The following is a 25,033-nucleotide window of genomic DNA, read 5'->3' as shown; positions in this document are numbered from 1 at the left end:
CGCAAAATTTCCGAACTTCCTGTTTCCGCAGGTAGGGTCGCCTCAGTCGTGCGTGGGGGAAGTCCGGTCGAAGTCCGGCGCTGACCCGCAACGGTAGGCCTCCTCGTGAGGACGAGCCCGAATACCCGCACACGGCCGGCCTGTGTTTCCGATTCCGCCGTGGACTGCGGGAAGGACCAAGTGATCTCCAAGATCAGCGCGCTCGTCGGCGTGCTCGCCGTCAGCCTCGTCGCGGGCGTCGCGCTCGGCCCCGTCTCCGTTCCGTTCGACCTCACGATCGACCTCCTGTGGGCGGCGCTGACCGGCGGCACGATCCCCGCCGACCTCGCCGGGCAGTACCACATCGTCTGGAACATCCGGCTTCCCCGCGTCCTGCTGGCCGCGGTCGTGGGCGCGGGTCTGAGCACGGTCGGCGTGGCGATCCAGGCGATGGTCCGCAACGCGCTCGCCGACCCTTACGTGCTCGGCATCTCGTCGGGCGCGAGCGTGGGCGCGACGGCCGTGGCGACCCTCGGCGTCCTGTCCGGTCTCGGCGTCTACGCGCTGTCGGTGGGGGCGTTCCTGACCGGCCTCGGCGCCACCGCACTGGTCTACATCACCGCACGCACGAGCCGAGGGCTCACACCGTTGCGGCTGGTGCTGACTGGAACGGCGCTGGCGTACGGGTTCTCCGCCGTGGCGATGCTGCTGGTGTTCCAGGCACCGCGCGGTGAGGCGGCGCGGGCCGCGATGTTCTGGCTGCTCGGCAGCCTCGGCGGGGCGAACTGGCAGTCGCTGCCCGTCGCCGCCGTGGTGACCGCGGCCGGCATCGTCTACCTGGCGACCAAGGCGCGGCAGCTCAACGCGATGGCGATGGGCGACGAGACCGCGACCACGCTCGGCGTGGCGGTGAACCGGTTCCGCACGCACCTGTTCATCGTCACCGCCGCTATGACCGGAGTGCTGGTGGCGGTCAGCGGGGCCGTCGGGTTCGTCGGGCTGATGCTGCCGCACCTGACGCGCATGGTCGTGGGCGCCGACCACCGCAAGGTGCTCGCCCTCGCACCGCTGGCCGGAGCCTCGTTCCTGGTCTGGGTCGACGTGGCCGCGCGGATGCTCGCGGCGCCCGAGGAACTGCCGCTCGGCGTCATCACCGCCGCACTCGGCGTGCCGTGCTTCATCTTCCTGATGCGCCGCAGGTCCTACGTCTTCGGAGGCCGCTGATGCGGGTCGAGCTCACCGGCGTCACCGTCCGGGACATCGTCTCCGGCATCACGCTGCAGGCCTCCGGTGAGGTCGTCGGCATCGTCGGCCCCAACGGCAGTGGCAAGTCCACGACGTTGCGCTGCGTGTACCGGGCGTTGAAGCCGGACGCGGGCACCGTCCTGCTCGACGGCGAGAACGTCCACAAGCGACACGGCGTCGCCCGCGACCTGGCCGCGCTCACGCAGGAGTCGCAGGTCGAGTTCGACTTCACGGTCGCCGAGGTCGTGGAGATGGGCCGCCTGCCGCACGACCGCGATCCCGCCCGTGACGCACGGGTCGTTTCCGAAGCGCTGGCGACGGTGGACGTCTCGCATCTCGCCTCGCGGAGCTTCCTCAGCCTCTCCGGCGGCGAACGCCAGCGCGTGCTCATCGCCCGCGCGCTGGCCCAGGAACCGCGCGTCCTCGTGCTGGACGAGCCGACGAACCACCTCGACATCCGCCACCAGCTCGACGTCCTGGGGCTCGCGCGCGGGCTGGGCGTCACCGTGCTGACGGTCCTGCACGACCTGAACCTCGCCGCCTCCTACTGCGACCGCCTGTACGTCCTCGACGAGGGCCGCGTGGTCGCGTCCGGCACACCGGCCGAAGTGCTGGTCCCCGAACTGATCGCCAAGGTCTTCCACGTCACCGCGCACGTCGTCACCCACCCCACATCGGGAGTTCCCCAGCTCCTGTTCGACCAGGAGGTCACCCCTTGAGAACCGTCGTCTGCGCCGTCCTGCTGCTGGTCTCCGGCTGCGGTGCCACGGTGGCCCAGGACACCTCCGCGTCCGACCCCGTGACGATCACGAACTGCGGCGAGCAGGTCACGTTCGACAAGATCCCGTCCAAAGTGGTCACGAACGACACCGGCATCACCGAGCTGATGTTCGCGCTGGGCCTGAAGGACCGGATGGCGGGCTACGTCGTGTCCGGTACCGACACCGTCGACGTGCGCACCTCGCCCTGGAAGGCCGACTTCGAGAGCGTGAAGCACCTGTCCGACAAGGTCTCCAAGGAGGTCGTGCAGGGCGCGAACGCGGACCTGGTCTTCGCCGGCTGGAACTACGGGTTCAGCGAGAGCACCGGCTTCACCCCGGACGCGTTGAAGGCGCTGGGGATCGGGACGTACCAGCTGACCGAGGCCTGCCGCAACGGTGTCGGGCAGCAGCGGGGGATCATGCCCGCGTTGGACGCGTTGTACACGGACCTGCGCAACCTCGGGAAGATCTTCCGGGTCGAGGCCAAGGCCGAGGAGCTCGTGAAGACCTATCAGGAGCAGATCGCGAACGCGGGCCGGCTGATGGCCGGGAAGCCGCGGCCGAAGGTGTTCCTCTACGACAGCGGGCAGGACCAGCCGTTCACGTCCGGCAAGAACGCGGCGCCGCAGGACATCATCTCGAAGGCCGGTGGCGACAACATCTTCGGCGACCTGAACGACAGCTGGACCACGGTCAACTGGGAGACCGTGGTCCAGCGCAATCCCGAGGTCGTGCTCATCGTGGACTACGCGGACGGGCAGGCGAACACCCCGGAGCAGAAGCAGGCGTTTCTGGAGGGGTTCGCGCCTTTGTCCAACTCGCCCGCGGTCAAGGGGAAGCGGTTCTTCTCGCTGCCGTACGCGGCGTTGGTCGAGTCTCCGCGCAACGCGGCTTCGATCGAGGCGTTCGCGAAGTTCCTGGCCGGGGTCTGAGTCGCGGGCCGGGCTGGTGGTCGAGTTGCTGGAGAGTGGTCGCGTTCCAGCTGTCGCGTTGCGAGAGTGGTCCGTCAGGTCGTGACGAAGTGCGGGGGTGCACCGCTACCCAGCGCCCTAGGTTCGAACGGCTCGCTCCGCATCGCCACGCCAGGACTCGTACGTGCTTGCCTTGAGTTGGGGGGCGGCGGTTGGCACCGCGCGGGTTGACTTGCGGTGGCGGGCACCGGTTCCAGCCGAAGGGGCCGCCTGCCGTGCGTGCCGTCACCTTGCGAAGGTGGCGTCACAGGGGTGAACCCGTGACCAGATAGTGGGAGATTTCCTCCCGTCGCTTGGTACGCCGTGCCGAGCTGTGGCAGCATCCGGGACATGGCTCAGCACACCGCCATCATTATCGACGAGCGCGTCGGGTAGTTGCCGCCCCTGGCACCCGACGCGCAGACCTCTCGCATCCGCGGGGGGTCTTTTTGTTTGCCCGGATGAGGAGATGACCCCGATGGCCGGCCCGACCGACGCATTCCACGTCTACGACACGACGCTGCGCGATGGCGCACAACGTGAGGGCATTTCGTACTCCGTCACGGACAAGCTCGCGGTCGCGCGGCTGCTGGACGGGCTCGGCGTCGGGTTCATCGAGGGCGGCTGGCCCGGCGCCATGCCCAAGGACACGGAGTTCTTCGCTCGTGCGGCGGCCGGTGATCTGGAGTTGAAGCACGCCAAGCTGGTCGCGTTCGGGGCGACGCGCAAGGCCGGGGTCAAGGTCGAGGAAGACCCGCAGGTCAAGGCACTCCTCGATTCCCAGGCGCCGGTGGTGACGCTGGTGGCCAAGTCGGACCTGCGGCACATTGAACGGGCGCTGCGCACGGACTCCGGAGAGAACCTGAAGATGGTGCGCGACACCGTCCGGTTCCTGAAGGACCACGGAAGGCGCGTTTTTCTCGACGCCGAGCACTTCTTCGACGGCTACGCGTTCTCGCCGGACACGAGTCTGCGCGTGCTGGAGTCCGCTGTGGAGGGTGGCGCGGACGTCGTCGTGCTGTGCGACACGAACGGCGGGCAGTTGCCGCTGGGGCTTGCGGAGACGGTCGCGGAGGTCGTCGCGAAGACCGGTTTCCGAGTAGGAATCCACTGCCAGGACGACACGTCCTGCGCGGTGGCGAACACCCTCGCGGCCGTTCAGGCGGGCGCGACGCACGTTCAGTGCACCGCCAATGGTTATGGCGAGCGAGCAGGCAATGCGGACCTGTTCGCCGTCGTGGGAAACCTCGTGACCAAGCTCGGCATGGAGGTGCTCCCGATCGGGGCACTGGCCGAGCTCACCCGTGTCTCCCATGCGTTGGCCGAGATCGCGAACATCGCACCCGACACCCACCAGGCCTATGTCGGGTCGTCAGCATTCGCTCACAAGGCGGGTCTGCACGCGAGCGCGATCAAGGTGGATCCGGAGCTGTACAACCACATCGATCCGGACACCGTCGGCAACGACATGCGGGTGCTGGTCACCGAGATGGCCGGTCGGGCGAGCATCGAACTCAAGGGACGTGAGTTCGGGCTCGACCTGGCCGGCCGGGGGACCGAGGTCGGCAGCGCGTTGAAGCGCGTCAAGGAACTGGAGGCGAAGGGCTGGTCGTTCGAGGCCGCCGACGCCTCCATGGAGCTCCTGCTGCGCTCCGAGCTGTCCGAACTGGACACTCCTCCGTTCACGCTGGAGTCCTACCGGGTCGTGCTCGATCACCGGTCGGACGGCGAGATCGTGTCCGAAGCCACGGTCAAGGTGCACGTGGCGGGGGAGCGGGTCATCGCGACCGCCGAGGGCATCGGGCCCGTGCACGCCCTGGACGCGGCGCTGCGCAAGGCGTTGTTGCCGCACCTGTCCTGGTTGGACACAGTGGAACTGGCCGACTACAAGGTGCGCATCCTCACCGAGCATCCCGGTACGGACGCCGTGACACGCGTGCTGGTGGAGTCCACGGACGGCGAGCGCGAGTGGACGACAGTGGGTGTGCACGGGAACATCGTCGAGGCCTCCTGGCTGGCGCTGTGCGACGCGCTGGTGCACAAGTCCATGAGGTCAGGCTGACCTCGTAAACTGGGGCTGTGCGCATCGCCCGAATTGCTCATCCCGCAGGCGTGGCCTTCGTCGCCGTCCAAGGCGACGAGGCCGCGGAAATCGCCGAACACCCCTTCGGCACGCCCACGTTCACCGGCCGGAAGTGGCCGTTGGCGGACGTGAGGCTGCTCGCCCCCATCCTGCCCACCAAGATCATTGGTGTGGGCCGGAACTACGCCGACCACGCGAAGGAACTCGGCAACGAGGTTCCCGCGGAGCCGTTGCTGTTCTTCAAGCCCAACACCTCGGTGGTCGGCCCGAACGTCGAGATCAAGTTGCCGGCCGTGTCCGAGCGCGTCGACTTCGAGGGCGAGCTGGCGGTCATCATCGGCCAGCCGTGCCGCGACGTGCCGAAGGCCAAGGCCGCCGGTGTGATCATGGGCTACACGATCGCCAACGACGTCACGGCTCGCGACCTGCAGAAGAAGGACGTGCAGTTCACGCGTGCCAAGGGTTTTGACACGTTCTGCCCGTTGGGTCCGTTCATCGAGACCGAGTTCGACCCCTCCGACGTCCGCGTCGTCACCGAAGTTGACGGGGAAGTCAAACAAGACGGACGTACTTCGTTGATGGTGCACGACATTCCGTCACTCGTGGAGTACGTCTCCGGCATCATGACGCTGCTGCCGGGCGACCTGATCCTGACCGGCACCCCGGCCGGCGTCGGGCCGATCAGGGCCGGACAGACGGTCTCCGTGACTGTGGACGGCCTTGGCACGCTCACCAATCCGGTCGCAAATAGGTAGCCGTACGGAGCAATCCGGCGTCCGGCAGGTTACGCATCGCGGTACCCGCGAGTAACTTCCCGGTGTCATGACGGACCAGGCGTCCACCCGAGTGTTGCTGGTCGACGGATCGCAGCTCATCACCGAAGGGCTGCGGCTCTCGCTGCATCGCACGCACTGCTTCCGCGTTGTGGGCATCGCCCACACCGTGGCCGAGGCTGCGCGCAGCCTGCGCGGCACGCTGGTGGACCTGGTCGTCACGGACTTCGACGTACCGGGCGCCGGACCGCTGCGCACCGTGCGGGACACCGCGCAGTACCGGCCGAGCGCCCGCGTCGTCGTTCTGTCCAATGCGGACAGTCCGAGCTGGGCCCGCGCGGCGCTCGACGCCGGCGCGGTGGCCTACCTGCTGAAGACCTCGCCCGTGGCCGAGCTGTTGCCGCTGATCGCGGCCGCGGTGCGGGGCGCTCCCGCCACGATCGACGCGCGGGTGGGATCGCTCGCGCGCCTACCGGCGCGGATGCCGCCCCCCGCGTCGCTCGGCCGGCTGTCGGCGCGGGAGTTCGACGTGCTGGCCGAGATGGCGAAGGGCATGGACAACGCCCGCATCGCCCAGCGGCTCTTCATCAGCAACGACACCGTGAAGACCCACGTGAAGGCGATCCTGCGCAAGCTGGGCGCCCGTGACCGCGCCCACGCCGTGGCGATGGTGCTCGGCGAGAGCTCCGAGGCGTTCGTCACGACCTGACGATGGTCTGCGGATCCCTCCTCGCGAAGTCGGGCGCGTGCTCGGGACGTGGGCCGATCGCGACCACGTAGGCCGGGACCACCTGGAGGAACGGCAGCTTCTGCACGATCTTGAGCGGCAACGGCATGCCCGTGCGGGAGACCGTCGCGGTGCTGTTGAGCTTGCGGCCGAGGAACACCCGGTGGATCACCCGCTGCATGGTCTGGATCACCACGGTCGGGAAGAGCCTGCGCCCGCGCACCTTCGCGAGCGTCGCGCTCGTGACCCGGCCCTCCCGCAACGGCTTGGCGAGCAGGGTCGCCGCCGCCACCGCGTCCTGCACGGCCAGGTTGATGCCCACGCCGCCGACCGGCGACATCGCGTGCGCAGCGTCACCGATGCACAGCAGTCCGTCGACGTGCCACTGGCGCAACCGGTCCAGCTTCACGTCCAGCAGCTTGACCTCGTCGACGCCGGTGATGTGGTCCACCCGGTCCGCGAGCCACGGGACCAGCGTGACGACGCGTTCGCGGAACTTCTCGACGCCCTCGGCGCGCACCGCCTGGTCCGTTCCCTTGCGGATCAGGAAAGCGCACTGGAAGTACTCGCCGCGTGGAATGAGGACGAGGCCGCTGCCGGCGCTGAACCTCCCGGCGCCACCCTTGACGGAGTCGCTTTCGTTGCGGGGCAAACGGAACCACCACACGTCCATCGGCGCGCCGAAGCTGTAGACCGGGAGCTCCACGGCCGCGCGCAGGATCGAGCTCCGTCCATCGGCCGCGACCACGAGGTCGGCGGCGTACTCGCCCTCGTGCCCGTCGACGCGATCCCGGTACTTCACGCCCGTGACCTTGTTGCCGCTCTTGGTGATCGCGGTGACCTCGGTGTTCATCCGCAGCGTGAACGTCGGTTCGAGCCTGCCCGCGTCCGCCAGCAGGTCCAGGAAGTCCCACTGCGGCACCATCGCGATGCGCTTGTTCGGGCCGGGCAGCCGGGACAGGTCGGCGATCGTGGCCTTGACGCCGCCGTCGAGCAGCGCCTCCATCTTGTCGACGTCCTGGTGCGGCACCTGCTCGAACGCGGGACCGAGCCCCAGCTCGTCCAGCAGCGTGAGCGTCGACGCGTGCACCGTGTCGCCGCGGAAGTCGCGCAGGAAGTCGCCGTGCTTCTCGAGCACCGTGACCTCGACGCCACCGCGGGCCAGGAGCAGTCCCAGCACCATTCCGGCAGGCCCGCCGCCGACGACGAGGCAGGTTGTCCTCTCCATGTCGATCCCCTCTTTTCAACCAGCGTTGAATAAACTCAGCATGCTCGCGATCGCGGTGCGCGTCAAGCCGGTTCCGGGTGGCGCGGCTCTCGTCCAGGCAAGTCCACTGTGGACTGTCTGGTGGGTCAGGCCTCGAAAAGGTTGCGACTGGTGCGGAATGTCGTTGCGGGAGCTATGGTGTCGCGCTCGCCGGACGGCCGGCTCGGCTGGGGATCGTCATGTCGCCGAACAACACTCGACCGGGCGATTGCTTTCGGCGCTCGGAGGAGTGTGACTAGTTCGTTCGGGGCCTCAAGGTCCGCTTGATCGTGCAAGGACCTAGAGGAATCACCTCGTTAGCCGAATCGGACGAGGCCCCCTCGCACCTAACCTTCCGGAGTGACAACTGCGTCCCCGACTTTCACGCGTAAGAGAACCGGCGAGATCCGCGCTGTGTGCCTGGACGTCGACGACACACTTGTCGACTACAGCGCTTCTTCGCGAGCCGCGTTGGCCTCGATGGTCGGTAACGCCGACGCCTGGTCGTTGTGGCAGAGGATCACCGACGACCACGTCTCCCGCCAGCTCGCCGGTGAACTCCAGTACGAGCAGATGCGCAACATCCGCACGCAGGCCTTCTTCGCCGCACTCGGCGAGGAGCTGACACTGGAGGAAGCGACCCGCCGCGAACTCGGCCGCCAGGAGGTCCTCTCCGCCGGCTGGTGCCTGTTCCCGGACGCGATCCCGATGCTCGACTGGCTCCGCGCGACAGGCCTCCCGATCGCCGCGATCAGCAACGCCTCGGGCCGCCACCAGCGCGTGAAGATCGCCCAGCTCGGTCTCGCCGAGTACTTCGACGCCGTCCTGATCGCGGGCGAGGTGGGCTGTGCCAAGCCGGACCGCGTGATCTTCCACACCGCGTGCCTGGCCCTGGGCGTCCCGCCCGGCGACACCGTCCACGTGGGAGACCGCCTGCACGCCGACGCCATCGGCGCACGGGACGCCGGAATGCACGGCGTCTGGATCAACCGCATCGGCCCGACCGGCGGCACACTGCCCGCGGGCCTGTCGTCCATCACGACCCTCGCGGAACTGCCGGAGCTCCTCGTGTGCGAGCTCTCCGCCGCCAGCGCCTGAGTTCACCTTCGAGACCGGCCCTCACCTGCGCGGATGCGTTCAGGTGGGGGCCGATTTCACTTCTGCCGGGGGCGTGGTCTAGTATTTCTCTCGGCAGCAACGAGGACCTCGGAACTCCCGCGGGACAACGAAGTCGATCGTCAAAGCCAATGGGGTATGGTGTAATTGGCAGCACGACTGATTCTGGTTCAGTTAGTCTAGGTTCGAGTCCTGGTACCCCAGCTGCGAAGGAAGAACTGCCCTCGGGTAAGCTTCTGGAGCTGCTGAAAATGTAAGACCCAAAGCAAGACCCAGCAGTAAGAAGAACTGAATAGCCGGATTTGGACCGGACAGAATGATCTGATAAGGTTCAAACCAGCAAGAAGTTCTAGGGCCCCGTCGTCTAGCGGCCTAGGACGCCGCCCTCTCAAGGCGGTAGCGAGGGTTCGAATCCCTTCGGGGCTACAGAGGTGTCAGAGGCCTGTCTGCGGAGTGCGCAGACAGGCCTCTTTCGCATGTGTCCTCCGGGGGCCGAGCCCCCAGACCCCCAGCCGGCGGGCTCCGCCCCCGGACCCCCGGCGTGAGTGTTGCCATGACCTTTCGGTTAGCGCTTCGCTTCGCTCGCGAATGGGTGGGGGCCTCGCTTCGCATCGGGGGGGTGGGTGCGTGATGGCGATCACCTGATTAGCTGGGTGTGCATTCTTCGCTGGCATGCGGGCTCTTATCCCGCTGATGCCAAGCAATCTCGCGTCGCTTGCGACATAGCCATCTAGCCAGCAGGCTGCCGCATTCGCGTCTGCCTGCTGGCTCTCCGGTCTTCCTTCCTGTCGGGTTGCGCTCTTCGTGTGCGTTGGGCCGTCTGGGGCTGTGCCTGTTGAGACGGCTTGTTCCGCGTGTCGTTTGGGATGGGCGGCGTGTCGGGGCGGGGAAAGCAGCGGCCGCCCTCCCTGGGGAGAGCGGCCGGGGGTGTGCGTTGGTGCTTTAGAGGCGGCTTTGGAGGGCTTCGGCTGCTGCCAGTAGGTCTGCTGCCCAGCGGGCTCCTGGGCGGCGGCCCATGCGGTCGATGGGGCCTGAGACTGAGACTGCTGCCACTACGGCGCCTGCGGAGTCTCGTACTGGCGCTGAGACCGAGGCCACGCCTGGTTCTCGTTCTGCCACGCTTTGGGCCCAGCCTCGGCGGCGGACTTCCAGGAGGGTGCGTTCGCCGTAGACGGCGTCGGCCAGGACGGCGCGTTGGGTGCCCGGGTCCGACCACGCCGCCAGGACCTTGGCGCCTGAGCCCGCTGTCATCGGGAGCCTGGCGCCGATCGGGACTGTGTCTCGCAAGCCCGATGGAGGCTCTGCCGAGGAGACGCAGACCCGTTGCATGCCGTCGCGGCGGTAGAGCTGCACGCTTTCGCCTGTGATGTCGCGCAGGCGTGGCAGTACTGAGGAAGCGGCGTCCAGCAACGGGTCCGTTGCGCCGCCTGCCAGTTCGGCCAGAGCCGCGCCTGGGCGCCAGCGGCCGTCGGAGCCTCGGCGCAGCAACCGGTGCACCTCGAGGCCCACGGCCAGGCGGTGTGCGGTCGCTCGCGGGAGGCCGGTGCGGTTGCACAACTCGGCCAGGCCACAAGGATCTTTTGCTACGGCGTTCAACACGGCCACTGCCTTGTCCAGCACGCCGATCCCGCTATGCTGTCCCACAAGCCGATACTAACTTCCCAGACAGTGAGAAGTCCAGATCTGTCGGCGCGTCCATGATGTGGGAGATGTCGCGATGAGCCGCACGCTCGCGGAGAAGGTGTGGGAGGCACACGTTGTGCGCCACGGAAGTGGCGCGGAGCCGGACCTGCTTTACATCGACCTCCACCTGCTGCACGAAGTCACCAGCCCCCAGGCGTTCGACGGGCTTCGCCTTGCCAACCGCAAGCTGCGCAGGGCCGATCTCACGATCGCCACCGAGGATCACAACGTTCCGACCGTCGACATCGACAAGCCGATCGCGGATCTCGTGTCGCGCACGCAGGTTGAGACGCTCCGGCGCAACTGCGCGGAGTTCGGGGTGCGGCTGCACCCGATGGGGGACTTCGAGCAGGGCATCGTCCACGTGGTCGGGCCGCAGCTCGGTCTCACGCAGCCGGGCATGACGGTGGTGTGCGGCGACAGTCACACGAGCACCCACGGTGCGTTCGGTGCGCTCGCGTTCGGCATCGGCACGTCCGAGGTGGAGCACGTGATGGCGACGCAGACGTTGCCGCTGCGTCCGTTCAAGACGATGGCCATCAACGTCAACGGCGCGCTCGGCGAGGGCGTCACGGCGAAGGACATCATCCTCGCCGTCATCGCGAAGATCGGAACCGGTGGCGGACAGGGCTATGTGCTCGAGTACCGCGGTGACGCCATCGAGGCGCTGTCGATGGAAGCGCGCATGACGGTCTGCAACATGTCGATCGAGGCGGGCGCCCGCGCCGGCATGATCGCACCGGACGACACGACTTTCGACTACATCAAGGGGCGTCCGCACGCGCCGTCCGGCGCGGACTGGGACGCGGCCGTCGAGTACTGGAAGACGCTGCGCACCGACGACGACGCGACTTTCGACGCGGAGGTGCACCTCGACGCGGCGGACCTCACCCCGTTCGTCACGTGGGGCACGAACCCCGGCCAGGGCCTGCCTCTGAGCGCGAACATCCCCGACCCCGAGAAGATCGCGGACGAGAACGAGCGCGTGGCCGCCGAGAAGGCGCTGACGTACATGGGCCTCGAGCCCGGCACGCCGCTGCGCGACATCCGCGTGGACACGGTGTTCCTCGGCTCCTGCACCAACGGGCGCATCGAGGACCTGCGCGCCGCGGCGGACGTCATCAAGGGGAAGCACGTCGCTTCAGGAGTACGGATGCTGGTCGTCCCCGGTTCGATGCGGGTGCGCAAGCAGGCGGAGGACGAGGGCCTGGACAAGGTGTTCCTCGACGCGGGCGCCGAGTGGCGGCAGGCCGGCTGCTCGATGTGCCTTGGCATGAACCCGGATCAGCTCGCGCCCGGCGAGCGCAGCGCCTCGACCTCCAACCGCAACTTCGAGGGCAGGCAGGGCAAGGGCGGCCGGACGCACCTCGTCTCACCGCTCGTCGCCGCCGCCACGGCCGTGCGCGGCACCCTGTCGGCCCCCGCAGACCTGGAGAACTGACCATGGATGCCTTCACCACCCACACGGGCGTCGGTGTGCCGCTGCGCAGGTCCAACGTGGACACCGACCAGATCATCCCGGCCGTCTACCTCAAGCGCGTGACCCGCACCGGGTTCGAGGACGGGCTCTTCGCCGCCTGGCGCGGTGACGAGAACTTCATCCTCAACCAGGAGCCCTTCAAGGCGGGCAGCGTCCTCGTCGCGGGCCCCGACTTCGGCACCGGGTCCTCTCGGGAACACGCCGTCTGGGCGTTGATGGACTACGGCTTCCGCGTCGTCGTCTCCTCCCGGTTCGCGGACATCTTCCGGGGCAACTCCGGCAAGCAGGGTCTCGTGGCGGCGCAGTGCAGCCAGTCCGATGTCGAGCTGCTGTGGAAGTTGCTGGAGTCCGAACCCGGCACGCCGGTCACGGTGGACCTCACCGACAAGACCGTTCGCGCCAAGGACTTGGTAGCCCCCTTCGAGATCGACGACTACACCCGCTGGCGCCTTCTCGAAGGCCTCGACGACATCGCTTTGACGCTGCGCCACGAGCCCGAGATCAGCGCATTCGAGGGCAATCGCCAGACTTGGCTGCCCACAACGGATCCGCTTCCGGCGGTCTGAGAGGGGGCCGGATTCCCCCTTCTCCAGGGGTGAATCCGGCACCTCCTGTCCCTCGAAGGGGCGCAATTAGCCACGCCACAACGAAAAATCTGGCGTGGCGATTGGTATTTCTCGCGTTTTGGGCCTACCGTTGCGTTCTAGTCGGCCCGTCTCTTAGGGCCGTGAGCGTCCTGGGAGGGACTGACGGTGAATAAGGCCCAGCTCATCGAGGCGCTCGCCGAGCGCCTTGGAGACAAGAAGACCGCCGGTGCTGCTGTTGACGGCCTCGTGGACGTGATCGTCCGCAGCGTCAACAAGGGCGAGAAGGTCAACATCACGGGCTTCGGCGTCTTCGAGAAGCGCGCCCGTGCGGCTCGCACCGCGCGCAACCCGCGCACGGGCGAGACCGTGAAGGTCAAGAAGACCAACGTGCCCGCGTTCCGCCCCGGTTCGACGTTCAAGGACGTCATCAGCGGTGCGAAGAAGCTGCCGAAGGCCGTTGCTGCCAAGGCCGCCGCGAAGCCCGCCGCCGCTGCTGCCGCGAAGCCCGCGGCTGCCAAGGCTCCGGCGACCAAGGCCGCGACGACCCGCGCGACGACCACGACGCGTACCCGCACGGCCGCGGCCGCCACCAAGGCGCCCGCGACCCGTCGCACCACCACGGCTGCGGCGAAGCCCGCTGCTGCCGCCAAGGCGCCCGCGAAGGCGACCGCCACGAAGGCCGCCGCCACCAAGACGGCCGCTGCCAAGGCTCCGGCCAAGCGCGCCACGGCCGCTGCCAAGCCGGCTGCTGCCAAGACGACCGCCGCTGCCAAGCCCGCCGCGAAGACCGCGGCTGCGAAGCCGGCTGCTCGCAAGACGGCTGCCAAGAAGAAGTGAGACGGGCCTCCTCCGGGAGGCTGCGTCACTTCGGTGATACACGCGGAAGGGCCCGGTGTGCGCACACCGGGCCCTTCGTGTTTTTTGGCCGCTGCTCCGCAGACGGCGGCGAGTTCGCCGGGAAGCTGGCCATCCGCCCGCCGCTTCGCCGTGATTGGGCTTCGCCGAATCACGACGAAGAGGCGAACGGACGACCAGCGCGAACTCGCGGATCCGACGCGGGCTGAGAACGCCTGACGCTCCAATAGAAATAACGCTTCACGCCTGCGAGTTCGCGTCGGTCGTCCAGTCGCCTCTTCGGGTCAACCGCCGAAGGCGATTCGGGCCGAAGCGGCGGCTGGACGGCCGACTTCCCGGCGAACTCGCCGCCGTCTGCGGAGCAGCGGCCGATAAACACAGCGGCCAAAATTAGGGTCGGGCCAGCGCGGAGGCCAGGTAGTGCGCCGACACCAGGGTTGGCCAGCGCGAAGGCGAGTCCGAAGTGGACCAGGTGCCGAACGGCCTGGTGAAGGCCAGCACCCACGTGCTGCCCTTCTTGCAGGGGATCTCCTCGAGCCGCAGCCCGCCCAGTTCGGCCAGCGACTGCACGACGGACGGGATCACACCGCCCTGCGAGGAGAGGACGGCGCGGCCCTCGTCAGCGGCGACCTCCAGCAGTCGCACGAGGCCGGCGTCCGGATCGGGCCAGTAGCCCTCCTCGGACAGGCGCGCCTCCTCGACCATCTCCACGTCCAGGTCCTCGGCCACGCCTCGCACGGTGTCCACGCAACGCACCCTGGGCGCCGTGTGGACGCGCACCGGTGCCCACAGGGGCAACAAGGTGCGCAGTGCCGCCGCCTGGCGCCAGCCCGCGTCTGAGAGCGGGCGGAGGTCGTCGTCGCCGTTCCACTCCGACCGCTTCCCGGCCTTCGCGTGCCGCACCAGCAGAACGACCAGCAGGTCCGCGGGCAGGCGGGCGAACTCGGCCAGCACGTCCCGGTCCGGTTCGTAGGTCAGCAGTTCCGACGCCTCGGCGATCGGCAGCCACCGCAGCAGATCGACCTCTTCATTGGAGACGAACGAACCGGAAACGGTCTGAGCGGCGTAGTAGTCGACCGTCTTCGGCACGCCCTTCACCGAATACGACACCTGCCGGAGATGGCGGCCGAGGACACAGGAGAAACCCGTCTCCTCCTCTATCTCCCGCACCGCGCAGGCCGGAATCGTCTCTCCGTGGTCGAGTTTGCCTTTCGGCAGCGACCAGTCGTCATAACGCTGGCGGTGCACCACCGCGACTTCGACGTCACCGTCGGCATCGCGCCAGAGCACCGCCCCAGCAGCTTTGATCACCCAAGAGCTCCGTGCCTGTGCAGCAGTTCCATCTGGTGGTCCCGCACGGACGAGCCGTCCGAAGGCGAGGCGTCCCATTCTCCGTCAGGGCGCAGCACCCAGCAGCGCGTGTGGGGGTCGAGCGCGGACTCGAACATGTCGGCCAGCTGCTTGGTCAGGCGCGGGTCGGCCACGCGCAGGGCCACCTCGACGCGGCGGTCCAGGTTGCGGTGCATCATGTCCGCGCTGCCGATCCAGTACTCGTCGCAGGCGACGAAGTGGAAGACGCGCGAGTGCTCCAGGAACCGGCCCAGGATCGACCGCACCTGGATGTTCTCCGACAGTCCCTTGATGCCCGGCTTCAGGCCGCAGATGCCGCGCACCACCACGTCGACGGGCACGCCGGCCTGCGACGCCCGGTACAGCGCGTCGATGACCTGCTCGTCCACGAGCGAGTTCACCTTGATGCGCACACCGGAAGGCTCACCGGCCTGCGCGCGCTCGATCTCCAGGTTGATCCGGTCGACGATGCCCTTGCGGACGCCGTAGGGCGCGACGAGGAGCGAGCGGTACTCGTCCTGGCGGGCGTAGCCGGTCAGCACGTTGAAGAGGTCGGTGAGGTCGGCGCCGATCGTCGGTTCGGCGGTCAGGATGCCGACGTCCTCGTACAACCGCGCGGTCTTCGGGTTGTAGTTGCCGGTGCCGATGTGGCAGTAGCGGCGGATCGTCGAGCCCTCCTGGCGCACCACGAGCGACGTCTTGCAGTGCGTCTTCAGGCCCACCAGGCCGTAGACGACGTGCACGCCCGCCTTCTCCAGCGCCCGCGCCCACTTGATGTTCGCCTGCTCGTCGAAGCGCGCCTTCAGCTCCACCAGCGCCACGACCTGCTTGCCCGCCTCGGCCGCGTCGATCAGCGCGTCCACGATGGGCGAGTCGCCGGAGGTGCGGTACAGCGTCTGCTTGATGGCGAGCACGTGCGGGTCGGCCGCGGCCTGCTCGATGAAGCGTTGCACCGACGTGGAGAACGAGTCGTACGGGTGGTGCACGAGGACGTCGCCCTCGCGCAGGGTCGCGAAAACGCTCTTGGGCGTCTCGCGCTCACCGAACGCCGGGTGCGTCGCCGGCACGAACGCCGGGTCCTTCAAGGTCTTGCGGTCGATGCCGTAGAGCTGCCACAGGCACGACAGGTCGAGCAGGCCGGGCACGGTCACGACGTCGTGCGGGTCGACCTCCATCTCGCGCAACAACAGCTCGAGCATGTGCTCGGTCATGTCGTCGGCGACCTCCAGGCGCACCGGCGGACCGAACCGGCGCCGCGCGAGCTCGCGTTCCAGCGCCTGCAACAGGTCCTCGTCGCGGTCTTCCTCGACCTCGAGGTCCGCGTTGCGCGTCACGCGGAAAGCGTGGCACTCGATGACCTCCATGCCGGTGAACAGCTCGCCCAGATGCGCGGCGATGAGTTCCTCCAGCGGCAGGAAGGTCGCGGAAGACGACGACCGGTCCCCTTCCACCCGAACCAGGCGCGGCACGTTGTCCGGCACCTTCACGCGGGCGAACCGCTCACCGCCGCCCTCGGGATCGCGGACGGTCACGGCGAGGTTCAGCGACAGCCCCGAGATGTAGGGGAACGGGTGCGCCGGGTCGACCGCGAGCGGAGTCAGGACCGGGAACACCTGCTCGCTGAAGTAGTTGGAGAGCCTCAACCGGTCGTAGTCCGTGAGGTCGCCCCACGTCACGATGCTGATCCGGTGCTCTTCCAGGCCTGGCCGGATGTGGTCGAGGAACGTGCGGGCGTGCTGCTCCACGAGTTCCTGGGTGCGCTTGGAGATCGACACGAGCTGCTCTTGCGGCGTGAGCCCGTCCGCGCTGCGCACCGACAGACCGGTCTCCGCGCGCCGCTTCAGGCCCGCGACCCGGACCATGTAGAACTCGTCCAGGTTCGAGGCGAAGATCGCGAGGAACTTCGCGCGCTCCAGCAACGGCTGCGAGGAGTCCTCGGCCAGTGCGAGCACGCGGGCGTTGAAGTCCAACCAGGACAGTTCACGGTTGAAGTACCGGTCGTCCGGGAGGTCGGTCGGTATGGCGCTGGACGTCACCGCGGGCGGTGCGGAAGGCACGCCGCGCAACGGAGCGGCGGCCGTGGGACCGCGTTCGACCTTCGCCCGGGTCGTCGAAACTCGCCGGGTCGCCGCGCGCGGCTGTTTGCGCGGGGTCGCCGCTTCCGCTTTCGCACGCGGGGTGCGGCGTCGGGAGGGTGTCGCCTTACCGTCGTTGTCGTCCTTGCTCACGTCACGCATTGTGGCGCACTATCGCCGTGAGCGCCCCTAACCAGAACGTCCGTTCGGTGAACTCCTCGTCACAGAACAGGCATGCGAAGAGCGGTGACGGCCCCGTCGGGGCTACGTTCGAGGGTCACCCGCTGCCCCGGACGCAGCATTCGCCAGCCACCCGCCGTGACGGCTTCGGCGCTCACGTCGACGAGAACGCCGTCATCTCGCAGAACGACGGCAGAGCCGTCACTGTTAAAAGTAGACACGGTCGCCTGCACGGACCAGAACCCTAGTGCTGTGCCCGCAATCCTCACCGGCCGCATCCGGCGCCCAGCAGGGCACGGGATGCACCCGTCTGGACGTCGAATGCGGACGGCAAGGGTTAGCGGGCACAGCACCAGACGTTCGTCGGTACACGGCTCATTCGCGCCGCTGCCAGGGTCGATGCATGAAGGTTATTGCCACGATCACCGCGGCGACCCTGTTGGCCTTCACCACGGCAGGCCTGGCTTCGGCGGCTTCCGCCGAACCGAAGACCCCCGAGGTGGACAAACCACGACTGCAGGCGGCGGCCAAGAACGTCCGCCTGAAAGCCTCACTTCCCGGCACCGAACGAGCCATCTCGATCGCGTTCGCCCAGTACGGCAAGCGCGACGTGGCGTTCGTGAGCATGGAGACCGGGCTCAAGACGTTCGACGTCACCGACCTCGGCAAGCCCAAGCTCCTCGACCACCTCACGAAGGAGGAGATGGCGCTGCCGGGCGACGACCCGGCGAAGCGCTTCTGGGAGAACGAGGACATCAACGTCGATCCCAAGCGCAAGCTCGCGTTCCTGGCGCGTGAGGTCAACTCGTTCGGGCGCGCGCTGCCCGGCGACCGCCCGACCGGCAACTACATCGTGTCCGCAGTGGACCCGGCCGACCTCAAGATCCTCAGCTTTCACCGGCAGAACACCGGTCACACGAGCACCTGCATCAACGACTGCTCCTTCCTCTGGACGGCCGGGCTGGACAGGTCGGACGCCAAGACCGGGCGGATCTTCGTCACGGACATCCGCGATCCGAAGACGCCGAAGGAACTTCCGGTCTCCGTCGACGTCCGCGGCAAGGCGGGCGAAGGGAAGATCACGCACGACGTGCAGGTCGACGCCCAGGGCATCGCGTGGGTGGCGGGCGACGACGGCACCCGCGGCTACTACACGCAGGGCTGGCACCGCGACCCGCTGACCGGCAGGTACCGCGAGGCGAAGGCGTGGGATCCCGTTCCGTACGCGGGTGGCGCCGTGCCGAAGGCGGACATGCCGACCTCGTTCACGCACAACTCGTTCCGCCCGGCCGGCCGGACGCTCCTCGACGGTCCGCTGCCCACGCGGGAGAACCCGCCGGGCTCGCTGCTGCTGCACACCGAGGAGGCGTTCGGTTCGCCCACCTGCAAGACCGAGGGCCGGTTCGTCATCTCCTCCCTGCAAGGCACGCACAACGGGGAGGGCTGGGGCGAGGCGCCGAAGGAGATGAAGACCGTCGGCATCTGGAGCCCGGACGACCAGGAGGGCACGATCCCCGGCAACGTCACGTGCTCCGCGCACTACTTCGACGTGCAGAAGAGGATCGTGGCCTACTCCTGGTACAACCAGGGCACCCGGTTCCTGGACATCTCCAACCCGGCCAGGCCGATCCAGATCGGGTACTGGCGGCCGGACACCGCGACGTCCTGGGCGCCGTACTGGCACCGCGGCACCGTGTTCGTGGCGGACATCTCGCGCGGCGTCGAGATCCTGCAGCTGGAGAAGGGCGCCTACGAGGCGCAGGCGAGCGGCACTCCCGTGACGCTGACCGCGCACCACGCCAGGGAACTGGCCAGGGAGAGCGACAGGAAACCCGTGCCGCTCGCCCCGAACCCGTTCTACGGCTGGGCCTGCCCGATGGTCGCCAGCCGCGACGACTCGGCGGACTGCGGCGCGGGAGCCTGCGGCGCGCCCTGCTGAGCCACCCCGGACCTGACAGCGGCCTTCGCGCGCTGGCGGGTGATCACACGCCGGCCGAGGTTGATCATCGGGATCTCCACGGTCGCGTAGAGGACACTCGCCAGCGCCAACCCCAGCGCCGTGACCACGACGGCCTGCCCGAGACCGGACAGAGCGGGCCAGAAGAACGCGATGACGGTCGCGGCGATCGTCTGCACCAGATAAAGGGAGTACGAGCGCTCGCCGACGAACTGCATCGGTTTCACGGACAGGAACGTCGTGGCCGGTCCGGGCGCGATCATCGCGGTCAGCAGCACCGCCGTCGCGAGCGCGTACACCGGAATGACCAGCACGTGACCAGGGATTCCGTTGATCCCGTCGAGGAATCCGGCGATCGGTTTCACGCTCAGGTGCACCGCGACGAATCCGATCGAGACGATGACCTGTGCGACGCGGTTCGTGAGGGGGCGCAGCAGGGCGAATCCGCGCGGGCTGTGCAGGGCGACCGCGAGCAGCACGCCCGTCAGGATCGAGAAGTAGTGCAACGGCCAGCCGGGGTTGCTGTGCGACGCGGTGAAGTTCACGACCACGAGCGCGAGCAGCATGCCGAGGGCGGCGGCACCGGCGCGGCGGCGCAGCACGACGGTGCCCAGTGCGATCGCCACCAGCGGCCAGACCAGGTAGAACTTCTGCTCGATGCCCAGCGACCAGGACTGCCCGTACGGGCTGGCGGCGGCGAACTCGTTGGTGAACGAGAGGAAGTACGGCAGCGCGGGGCCGATGCCGTTGCTCAGGAACGTGCCGGCCAGCGCGGACGCCACGACTGTCACGAGCAGGATCACGAAGTAGACGGGGAGGATCCGGAACCCTCGCCGCAGGTAGAACTCACTGAGCGAGATCCGGCCGGTCCGCCGCTCTTCGCGCAGCATCAGCGTGGTGATCAGGAATCCGCTGAGTACGAAGAACATCTGGACACCGGCCCAGCCCTGGAGCCGATCCGGTCCGCCGTAGTGGAAGAAGACGACCAGCACCGCGGCAATCGCACGCAGGCCGTCCAGAGCGGGAAAGCGGCGCAACGCCAGGTAGTCGGCGTGCGTCAGTGAACTCATGCAGGAAACACCTCAGGGCAATGCGTCGGGGAGACGACGGGGGGAACGTCGCCGGCACAGGGGGATACGGATGTAAAGGTGCCGGGGTTCCCTGTTGCGTTGCCCAAACCAACATTTTCGTGTTGTTCGTCACGGAGTCGGCGGGCAGGCAGGGGGAACGCCCGCTCGTATCAGCAGCGGGAGAGCGGTGAAAGCTTCTCCAACGGGGCGGCGGCCGCGACACGCCACCCCTGCTGTGTCAGCGCTCCGCCGTGGACTTCGAGCCAGTACCCGCCCTCGGTCGTGTGCACGGTCGCCCCGCTGCGGATGTCCGTGACGTACGACGACTCCGACTGCCACGACACGAAGTCGCCGCTGACCCGCGGGAACACGATGCCCTCGGTCTTCGGCGCCGACCTGATCCCGGCCAGCTCCCGCGGCTCGGCCCAGCCCTCGCGCCAGCCGATCAGCTTCTCGTCCCGCGTCCACACCACCGTGCGGCCGTCGGATACCACGCTGCCACCGGGTTCGGCGTTCTTCAGCTGTTCGGGCAACGCACCCTCGGCGCGGAACTTCCCGTCCTGCAGCCAGATGACCGCGTCACCGAGGAAAGCGGGCAGCTTACCGGGGCCGACGACCCTGTCCTTCTTCTTGGCCAGGTCGTAGAGGTGCACGCCTGAACTGTCGGACCAGGCGGCTTTGCCGTTGTGCACCACAGCGCCGTTGCTGCCTATGCGCACGGGCGCGCCGTCGTTGCGCGAGTCCCACGCGTAGGTCGTGGTCGCGTGGTTCTCCGGGTTCGGTGTCGTGGAGAACGTCACCCAGCGGCCGTCGAACTCGACGCCGAAGAGCTGCCCGTCGTCCTGCACCGCCATCACCTGCTGGCGCTTGCCGTGGTCGTGCAGCACGAGCTCGGTCGTCCTGTTGCGCGTGGTCTTCACCAGTGTCGTGCCGGCGTCCTCGTTCGCCGCGACGACGATGACCTTCTCGTGCGGGCCCGCTTCCGTCCTGTCGAGGGACAGCAGGTCCTTCCAGCTCTGGGGCAGGTCCACCCGGCAGGTGCTGAGCTTGCTCTCCGCCGTGTAGTCGGACGGCCGGTCGATCGGATAGGCGGCGACACAGCCCGCGATGGCCGTGACACCCGCCAGCGCGATGAGCGCTCGCATCAGTCTCCCAAATCGTGATCACCCCAGTGACCCGGAAGACGTGTGGCGGGTGTTCAGGTTGTCCAGGCGGGCAAGGCGTTCGCGGTGCGCGTCCCGAGGCCGAGTGCGAGCGCGAGCCGCAGATCTTCTTCGGTGTCCACGTCACAGCGCAGCGACGGCCACGCCCCGATCAGCGCGACCGCGCCGGAAAGCCGGTGGAGCCCGGCCGATCCGATGCCGAACCGGGGGTCGAGCTCTCCGCCGGGCGCGGCGAGGAGCAACGTCGTGCCGGTGCCCTGGCGGTCGGGTACGAACGCGCGGCGGCCGCGAGCCGCTTCGAGCGCGGCCTGCAGCTCGTCGGGCTTGAGTGCCGGCAGGTCTGCTTGGAGCGCGCCGATGCGGGACGAGCGCAGCGTGCGGGCCCCGTGTTCCAACGCCGCGTTGAGTCCGGGCTGCGCCGGCTCCGGTAGCGACTCGACACCCAGCGCGGCCATTTCGGCCGCGACCGCCGGGTCCGATGTGATGGTGACCACGCGCCGGACGCCCGGAGTGGCCACGGCCGCACTCACCGTGTCCAGGGCGAGCGCGAGCGCCAGCGCCGCGTGTGACACCGGATCTCCGCCGGTCGCGCTGGTCAGCCTGGTCTTGGCCCGGTCCAGCGTCTTCACCGGAACCACGAGGTCAACTTCATCCCGCACCTCGCCATAGTCCACGATTCGCGGGCCTGCCCGTCGACCACCAACCCTCGTCGTTCGATTTCGCCGTCCAGACGGGTGCATCGTGGTGCCGACCCCCGCCCCTCATATTGGACATATGGGGGGCGGGGGTCGGTGCCGCGAGGCGCCCTGCTGGGCGCCGGAAGCGAGCGATGAGGATTGTGGTCGACGGGCTAGTGTGCTCTCGGGCGCAGATCTACGCAGGTTAGGAGAGGCCTCGTGGCCAAAAGGGAGAAGGGCGGCTTCTGGGTCGGGGTCGCCGCGGCGATCGTGTACCCCATGTCGTTCGTGCTGGGCAGGCACCGGATCCTGCACAAGGAGCGCATCCCGCGCCAGGGGGCGGCACTGCTCGTCATGAACCACATCTCGCACCTCGACCCGTGCTACGACGCCGTGTTCGTGCACCGCAGCTACCGCGTGCCGCACTTCCTCGCGAAGCACAGCCTGTGGAACGTGCCGATCATGGGCAGCATCCTGAAGGGCGCGAAGCAGATCCCCGTCTACCGGGGCACCACGGACGCCCAGCAGAGCCTGCGCGAGGCGCACAACGCGCTGGAGACCGGTCAGGTCGTGGTGATCTACCCGGAGGGCACTATCACCAGGGACCCCGACGGCTGGCCCGCGAACTCGCGCACCGGCGTGGCCCGGCTGGCGCTGCAGCACGACGGTCCGGTCATCCCCGTCGCCCGCTGGGGCACGCTCGACCTCTACAACCACTACCAGAAGAAGTTCCGGCCGTTCCCGCGCAAGACGATCACGCACTTCGTCGGTGAACCGGTCGACCTCTCCGCGTACCGCGGCAAGGAGGAGACGCTCCCGTTGCTGCGCGAGGTCACGGACCTGCTGATGGGCGCGGTCAAGGAGCACCTGGCCGAGGTGCGCCAGGAGCAGGCGCCCGAAGGTTTCTACGGACCGAGGAAGGCCTGAACACATGGCGATCGAACGTGTTGCGGTGCTCGGCTCCGGTTCGTGGGGCACGGCCTTCGCGAAGGTCATCGCGGACTCCGGTCCCGAGGTCGTGCTGTGGGCGCGGCGTCAGGGGGTCGCCTCCGAGATCACCGAGACCCGCGTGAACTCCGGCTACCTGCCCGGCATCTCGCTGCCCGCCAACCTCACGGCCACCTCCGACCCGGCGAAGGCGCTGGACGGGGCGGACGCGGTGGTGCTGGCCGTGCCGTCGCAGACGTTGCGGGTGAACCTGTCGGCGTGGAGGGAACTGCTGCCGCCGGACGCGACGCTGGTGTCGCTGTCCAAGGGCGTCGAGCTCGGCACGCTGAAGCGGATGAGCGAGGTGATCCGCGAGGTCGCCGGAGTCGACGAGTCGCAGGTGGCCGTGGTGTCCGGGCCCAACCTGGCCAAGGAGATCGCGGTAGAGCAGCCGACCGCCACCGTCATCGCGTGCACGGACCACGACCGGGCGGTCGACCTGCAGCACGCGTGCTCGAACTCGTACTTCCGCCCGTACACCAACACCGACGTGGTCGGCTGCGAGCTGGGCGGGGCGTGCAAGAACGTCATCGCGCTGGCGTGCGGCATGGCGGCGGGCATGGGCTACGGCGACAACACGATGGCGTCGATCATCACCCGCGGCCTGGCCGAGACGGCGCGGCTGGGTGCGGCGCTGGGCGCCGACCCGCTGACGTTCGCGGGCCTCGCCGGGCTGGGCGACCTGGTGGCGACCTGCGCGTCGCCGTTGTCGCGCAACCGGTCCTTCGGCGAACGGCTCGGGCGTGGCGACACCCTCGCGCAGGCGCAGGAGGCCGCGCACGGGCAGGTCGCCGAAGGCGTGAAGTCCTGCTCGTCGATCCGCGAGCTCGCCCACGCGCACGGGGTCGACATGCCGATCACCGAAGGCGTCCACCAGGTCTGCCACGACGGGCTGAGCGTGCGTGAGCTCGGTGCCGCGCTGCTGGGCCGCGACCGGAAGCACGAGCGCCAGTGAACCCCGAACTCGGAGACGGCACGCGGGTCGTGCACGTGGTTTCAGGTGAGCCGGGCGAGCCGTTCGGCGCGCAGCCGGTGTTCGCGTCGGCGTACCACCTGGGCGGCCAGGACTACTACGGCCGCGCGAGCAACCCGACCTGGCGTGTTCTCGAAACGGCGCTGGGCTCGCTCGAAGGCGGGGAGTGCGTCGTCTTCCCGTCCGGGATGGCGGCGATCTCGACGTTGCTGCGGACGGTTCTGTCCACTGGGGACACCCTCGTCGTCCCGTCGGACGGCTACTTCCTGACCAGGAAGTTCGTGTCCGAAATGGACGTGAACGTGGTCGAGGTGCCCACTGCCGGGCCGTACCCGTCGTTCGAGGGCGTGCGGCTGGTGTTGCTGGAGACGCCGTCGAACCCCGGTCTGGACGTCTGCGACATCGCCGCGCTGGCGGACCAGGCGCACGCCGCGGGCGCGTTGCTGGCCGTGGACAACACGACCGCGACGCCGCTCGGGCAGCGGCCGCTGGAGCTGGGCGCGGACATCGTGGTCGCCTCGGACACCAAGGCGGTCGCCGGGCACAGCGATGTCCTCTTCGGACACGTCACGGTGGCGAGCGCCGAGCTGGCGGTTCGGATCCGCGACGCGCGGACGTTGAACGGCGCGATCCCCGGGCCGTTCGAGACGTGGCTCGCGTTGCGCGGCCTCGGGACCCTGGACCTGCGGCTCGCGCGGCAGGCGGAGAACGCGGCGGCGATCCACGCGTTGCTGAAGGGCCGCGTGGCGAACCTGCGGTGGCCGGGAGCGTCGGACGACCCCTCGTTCCTCGTGGCGGCACAGCAGATGCGGCGCTTCAACGGTGTGCTGACGTTCGAGCTCGAGTCGGTCGAAGCGGTGAACGAGTTCCTGGCGCGCTCGAAGCTGGTGTCGGCGGCGACGTCGTTCGGCGGCCTGCACTCGACCGCCGACCGGCGCGCGCAGTTCGGCGACCCGGTGCCGGAAGGCCTGGTGCGCTTCTCGGCCGGCTGTGAGGACACTCGCGACCTGGTCGCGGACGTGTCCCACGCTTTGGGACTGGATTGACGGAGGGTCCCGGTTCCGGGACCCTCTGCTCCATGTCCTTCAACGCATGTTGCTGTTGTACCTGGCGATA

Annotated in this window: 21 protein-coding genes, 2 tRNA genes and 1 riboswitch; of the genes, 16 read left to right on the top strand and 7 right to left on the bottom strand. The window is 68.4% G+C overall.

Translation table 11 applies throughout. The features are described 5' to 3' along the window. Positions 1–17 precede the first annotated feature (17 nt). Positions 18–146, top strand: a riboswitch (cobalamin riboswitch). A gap of 34 nt (positions 147–180) precedes the next feature. The 6 genes from SK571_RS03465 to SK571_RS03440 all read left to right on the top strand — a co-directional run bounded on the left by SK571_RS03465 (position 181) and on the right by SK571_RS03440 (position 6,500). Then, on the top strand, positions 181–1,203 hold the full coding sequence (locus SK571_RS03465; RefSeq protein ID WP_319982519.1) for a FecCD family ABC transporter permease: 1,023 nt from the start codon (positions 181–183) through the stop codon (positions 1,201–1,203). Continuing rightward, positions 1,203–1,943, top strand: coding sequence for an ABC transporter ATP-binding protein (locus SK571_RS03460; RefSeq protein WP_319982518.1), 741 nt, complete (start codon positions 1,203–1,205; stop codon positions 1,941–1,943). Before SK571_RS03465 ends, SK571_RS03460 begins: the two co-directional genes overlap by 1 nt. Beyond that, on the top strand, positions 1,940–2,917 hold the full coding sequence (locus SK571_RS03455; RefSeq protein WP_319982517.1) for an ABC transporter substrate-binding protein: 978 nt from the start codon (positions 1,940–1,942) through the stop codon (positions 2,915–2,917). The genes SK571_RS03460 and SK571_RS03455 overlap by 4 nt, the downstream gene beginning before the upstream one ends. Before the next feature lie 496 nt (positions 2,918–3,413). Beyond that, complete coding sequence (cimA, locus tag SK571_RS03450) at positions 3,414–4,997, top strand: citramalate synthase (protein ID WP_319982516.1); 1,584 nt, start codon at positions 3,414–3,416, stop codon at positions 4,995–4,997. A 17-nt stretch (positions 4,998–5,014) separates the two neighbouring features. Then, complete coding sequence (locus SK571_RS03445) at positions 5,015–5,773, top strand: fumarylacetoacetate hydrolase family protein (protein ID WP_319982515.1); 759 nt, start codon at positions 5,015–5,017, stop codon at positions 5,771–5,773. 67 nt (positions 5,774–5,840) lie between these two features. Further along, complete coding sequence (locus tag SK571_RS03440) at positions 5,841–6,500, top strand: response regulator transcription factor (protein WP_319982514.1); 660 nt, start codon at positions 5,841–5,843, stop codon at positions 6,498–6,500. Here SK571_RS03440 and SK571_RS03435 read toward each other — a convergent pair. Beyond that, positions 6,490–7,746: an FAD-dependent oxidoreductase gene (locus tag SK571_RS03435; protein WP_319982513.1), complete on the bottom strand. Its 1,257-nt coding sequence runs from the start codon at positions 7,744–7,746 to the stop codon at positions 6,490–6,492. The two genes, SK571_RS03440 and SK571_RS03435, sit on opposite strands and share 11 nt — an antisense overlap. Positions 7,747–8,124: 378 nt before the next feature. Between SK571_RS03435 and SK571_RS03430 the strand changes: the two genes are divergently transcribed. The 3 genes from SK571_RS03430 (at position 8,125) to SK571_RS03420 (ending at position 9,306) form a co-directional block, all read left to right on the top strand. After that, positions 8,125–8,862 (top strand): HAD family hydrolase, encoded by a 738-nt coding sequence (locus SK571_RS03430; protein ID WP_319982512.1) that lies wholly within the window; start codon positions 8,125–8,127, stop codon positions 8,860–8,862. A 150-nt stretch (positions 8,863–9,012) separates the two neighbouring features. After that, positions 9,013–9,084, top strand: a tRNA-Gln gene (locus tag SK571_RS03425). Positions 9,085–9,233: 149 nt separating this feature from the next. Beyond that, positions 9,234–9,306 (top strand) — tRNA-Glu (locus SK571_RS03420). 516 nt (positions 9,307–9,822) lie between these two features. On the opposite strand, the gene SK571_RS03415 is transcribed toward SK571_RS03420, so the two are convergent. After that, positions 9,823–10,524, bottom strand: a complete 702-nt coding sequence (locus SK571_RS03415) for an IclR family transcriptional regulator (protein ID WP_176929766.1) — start codon at positions 10,522–10,524, stop codon at positions 9,823–9,825. A 73-nt stretch (positions 10,525–10,597) separates the two neighbouring features. Between SK571_RS03415 and leuC the strand changes: the two genes are divergently transcribed. The 3 genes from leuC to SK571_RS03400 all read left to right on the top strand — a co-directional run bounded on the left by leuC (position 10,598) and on the right by SK571_RS03400 (position 13,467). Then, entirely contained in the window at positions 10,598–12,004 is a 1,407-nt protein-coding gene (gene leuC, locus SK571_RS03410; RefSeq protein ID WP_319982511.1) for a 3-isopropylmalate dehydratase large subunit, read from the top strand. A gap of 2 nt (positions 12,005–12,006) precedes the next feature. Further along, positions 12,007–12,609 (top strand): 3-isopropylmalate dehydratase small subunit, encoded by a 603-nt coding sequence (gene leuD / locus SK571_RS03405; protein WP_266042235.1) that lies wholly within the window; start codon positions 12,007–12,009, stop codon positions 12,607–12,609. Positions 12,610–12,795: 186 nt separating this feature from the next. Continuing rightward, on the top strand, positions 12,796–13,467 hold the full coding sequence (locus SK571_RS03400) for an HU family DNA-binding protein (RefSeq protein WP_319982510.1): 672 nt from the start codon (positions 12,796–12,798) through the stop codon (positions 13,465–13,467). 408 nt (positions 13,468–13,875) lie between these two features. Here the strand turns inward: SK571_RS03400 and SK571_RS03395 are convergent, their stop codons facing one another. Both SK571_RS03395 and SK571_RS03390 read right to left on the bottom strand, forming a co-directional pair. After that, positions 13,876–14,793, bottom strand: a complete 918-nt coding sequence (locus SK571_RS03395; protein WP_319982565.1) for an NUDIX hydrolase — start codon at positions 14,791–14,793, stop codon at positions 13,876–13,878. Further along, positions 14,793–17,072 carry an RNA degradosome polyphosphate kinase gene (locus SK571_RS03390; protein WP_319982509.1) on the bottom strand — a complete coding sequence of 760 codons (2,280 nt, stop codon included), beginning with the start codon at positions 17,070–17,072 and terminating at the stop codon, positions 14,793–14,795. The genes SK571_RS03395 and SK571_RS03390 overlap by 1 nt, the downstream gene beginning before the upstream one ends. Positions 17,073–17,493: 421 nt before the next feature. On the opposite strand from SK571_RS03390, the gene SK571_RS03385 reads away from it, so the two are divergent. Further along, positions 17,494–19,029 carry an LVIVD repeat-containing protein gene (locus SK571_RS03385; protein WP_319982508.1) on the top strand — a complete coding sequence of 512 codons (1,536 nt, stop codon included), beginning with the start codon at positions 17,494–17,496 and terminating at the stop codon, positions 19,027–19,029. Here the strand turns inward: SK571_RS03385 and SK571_RS03380 are convergent. The 3 genes from SK571_RS03380 to cofC form a co-directional block, all read right to left on the bottom strand. Further along, positions 18,948–20,117, bottom strand: coding sequence for an acyltransferase family protein (locus SK571_RS03380; protein ID WP_319982507.1), 1,170 nt, complete (start codon positions 20,115–20,117; stop codon positions 18,948–18,950). The two genes, SK571_RS03385 and SK571_RS03380, sit on opposite strands and share 82 nt — an antisense overlap. Before the next feature lie 170 nt (positions 20,118–20,287). Further along, a complete protein-coding gene (locus SK571_RS03375) occupies positions 20,288–21,262 on the bottom strand; it encodes a hypothetical protein (RefSeq protein ID WP_319982506.1) in 975 nt (324 codons plus the stop codon). Positions 21,263–21,315: 53 nt separating this feature from the next. After that, the gene (gene cofC, locus SK571_RS03370) at positions 21,316–21,939 is read right to left on the bottom strand and encodes a 2-phospho-L-lactate guanylyltransferase (protein WP_319982505.1); all 624 of its coding nucleotides are present in this window, start codon (positions 21,937–21,939) and stop codon (positions 21,316–21,318) included. 237 nt (positions 21,940–22,176) lie between these two features. Between cofC and SK571_RS03365 the strand changes: the two genes are divergently transcribed. The 3 genes from SK571_RS03365 to SK571_RS03355 are packed head-to-tail and all read left to right on the top strand — an operon-like array spanning position 22,177 to position 24,963. Beyond that, positions 22,177–22,884: a lysophospholipid acyltransferase family protein gene (locus tag SK571_RS03365; protein ID WP_319982504.1), complete on the top strand. Its 708-nt coding sequence runs from the start codon at positions 22,177–22,179 to the stop codon at positions 22,882–22,884. Positions 22,885–22,888: 4 nt separating this feature from the next. Next, a complete protein-coding gene (locus SK571_RS03360; RefSeq protein WP_319982503.1) occupies positions 22,889–23,899 on the top strand; it encodes an NAD(P)H-dependent glycerol-3-phosphate dehydrogenase in 1,011 nt (336 codons plus the stop codon). Continuing rightward, a complete protein-coding gene (locus SK571_RS03355; protein WP_319982502.1) occupies positions 23,896–24,963 on the top strand; it encodes a cystathionine gamma-lyase in 1,068 nt (355 codons plus the stop codon). Before SK571_RS03360 ends, SK571_RS03355 begins: the two co-directional genes overlap by 4 nt. The last annotated feature ends 70 nt before the right edge of the window (positions 24,964–25,033 follow it).

This window comes from Lentzea kristufekii (genome assembly GCF_033949925.1).
GTDB lineage: Bacteria > Actinomycetota > Actinomycetes > Mycobacteriales > Pseudonocardiaceae > Lentzea > Lentzea kristufekii.
Note: the sequence above shows the minus strand (reverse complement) of the source record. Positions and strands in the feature narration are given on the sequence as shown.

Excerpts from the sequence above, each read along its gene's own strand:
- cimA (WP_319982516.1), top strand. The coding sequence starts at position 3,414 with ATGGCCGGCCCGACCGACGCATTCCACGTCTACGACACGACGCTGCGC.
- SK571_RS03375 (WP_319982506.1), bottom strand. The coding sequence starts at position 21,262 with ATGCGAGCGCTCATCGCGCTGGCGGGTGTCACGGCCATCGCGGGCTGT.
- SK571_RS03385 (WP_319982508.1), top strand. The coding sequence starts at position 17,494 with ATGAAGGTTATTGCCACGATCACCGCGGCGACCCTGTTGGCCTTCACC.
- SK571_RS03360 (WP_319982503.1), top strand. The coding sequence starts at position 22,889 with ATGGCGATCGAACGTGTTGCGGTGCTCGGCTCCGGTTCGTGGGGCACG.
- SK571_RS03380 (WP_319982507.1), bottom strand. The coding sequence starts at position 20,117 with ATGAGTTCACTGACGCACGCCGACTACCTGGCGTTGCGCCGCTTTCCC.
- leuC (WP_319982511.1), top strand. The coding sequence starts at position 10,598 with ATGAGCCGCACGCTCGCGGAGAAGGTGTGGGAGGCACACGTTGTGCGC.
- SK571_RS03390 (WP_319982509.1), bottom strand. The coding sequence starts at position 17,072 with ATGCGTGACGTGAGCAAGGACGACAACGACGGTAAGGCGACACCCTCC.
- SK571_RS03435 (WP_319982513.1), bottom strand. The coding sequence starts at position 7,746 with ATGGAGAGGACAACCTGCCTCGTCGTCGGCGGCGGGCCTGCCGGAATG.
- SK571_RS03460 (WP_319982518.1), top strand. The coding sequence starts at position 1,203 with ATGCGGGTCGAGCTCACCGGCGTCACCGTCCGGGACATCGTCTCCGGC.
- leuD (WP_266042235.1), top strand. The coding sequence starts at position 12,007 with ATGGATGCCTTCACCACCCACACGGGCGTCGGTGTGCCGCTGCGCAGG.
- SK571_RS03440 (WP_319982514.1), top strand. The coding sequence starts at position 5,841 with ATGACGGACCAGGCGTCCACCCGAGTGTTGCTGGTCGACGGATCGCAG.